Source organism: Streptomyces hygroscopicus (assembly GCF_026168105.1).
Classification (GTDB): domain Bacteria; phylum Actinomycetota; class Actinomycetes; order Streptomycetales; family Streptomycetaceae; genus Streptomyces; species Streptomyces hygroscopicus_D.
In genome coordinates this window covers 1-1325 of record NZ_LBMW01000151.1, presented here as the reverse complement: position 1 = coordinate 1325, position 1325 = coordinate 1, and the positions used below count along the sequence as shown (strand labels likewise).

Annotated in this window: 1 protein-coding gene; it reads right to left on the bottom strand. The window is 68.7% G+C overall.

Going from position 1 to position 1325, the window contains the following annotated elements:
* Positions 1 to 22: 22 nt before the first annotated feature.
* Entirely contained in the window at positions 23 to 1087 is a 1065-nt protein-coding gene (locus AAW14_RS39330) for an IS110 family transposase (RefSeq protein WP_265569262.1), read from the bottom strand.
* Between the last annotated feature and the right edge of the window lie 238 nt (positions 1088 to 1325).

Genomic DNA, 1325 nt, shown 5'->3' with positions numbered 1-1325 from the left:
TCTCTGAAGCTTCTATAGATCGTCAAGCCGTAGGAGACGGCGCGGGTGTGCCGGTGAATGCGCTGGTGAGGTGGTGGTATACCTCGCGCGCGACGAAGCGCTTGAGGCATCGGAAGATGTCCTTCGTCTTGAGTCCTTCGACGGTGCGCCGTGCGACGTACTCGCGGGTGCGCGGGTCGTGGCGCATGCGGACCAGCACGATTGTGTGCAGCGCGCGGTTGGCCTGGCGGTCTCCGCCACGGTTGAGCCGGTGGCGGTCGGTACGCCCGGAAGAGGCCGGGACGGGTGCGGCGGCGCACAAGTGGGCGAAGGAGGCCTCGGAAGCGAGCCTGTCGGGGTTGTCGCCGGCGGTGACCAGCAACTGCCCGGCGGTGTCGGTTCCGACGCCCGGCAGCGCTAGCAAGTCGGGTGCGGTGCGGGTGATCAGCGACCGCAGGTCGCCGTCGGCGTCTGCTATCTCCTCGCTCAAGTGCCGGTAGCGCTTGGCCAAGCGCTTGAGGGCCACTTTGACGGCTGTGGCTGGGGTGGCCAGATCGGTGCCCGGGCGGCTGGCGGCCAGCCGTCGGACCAGCTCGGTCGTGGTCAGCGGGCGCAGTGCTTCGCGGACCTCAGCGGGCGCGGTGATAATCAGTGATTTGATCTGGTTGATGGTCTGGGTGCGGGCCTTGACGGCGCTGGCGCGTACGACGCGCAGGCCGCGGATTGCCTCGACCGCGCCGTCGCGGTGCTTCGGGGTCCCTGTGGCGCGGCCTGCGAGTACTGCGGTGGCGGCGGCATAGGCGTCGATGGGGTCTGACTTCCCCGCCGCTCGGCGAGCTCGACGATCGGGTCGGTCCACCTCGATGACGGCGACCTGGTTGGCTCGGAGGTAGCGGCCGAGTTCGGCGCCGAAGGAGCCGGTGCCCTCCATGCCCACAACCAGCACCCGGCCGTGGGAGTGCAGCCACTCCAGCAGGTCCCGGTAACCGGCAGGCGTCGTGGGGAACGCCTCGGTGGCCAGGTGCCGACCGATGGTGTCGATGACGGCGGCCTGGTGAACGTCGGTGTGGGTGTCGATCCCGCCGATCACCTCAATGGGCTGTGACATGGTGGCCGGGTTCCTTCCGTGCGCGGCGAGAGGGCTCGCGCGCACCGGCCAGCGGACGGACACGACTGTGATGGGACCGCTTGAGTCAAGCTTCTATGAGGTCACGGTCGCCGGCCGGTGCACGCGATGGCACCGCTCGAAAGGCCGACGATTCAGAGTGAGGACAGCCGAAGCGTCAATCGGGGATCGGGTCAGACCCTCGAGCGGTGCCGCCCCATCCTCACAGTCGGGGATCTTG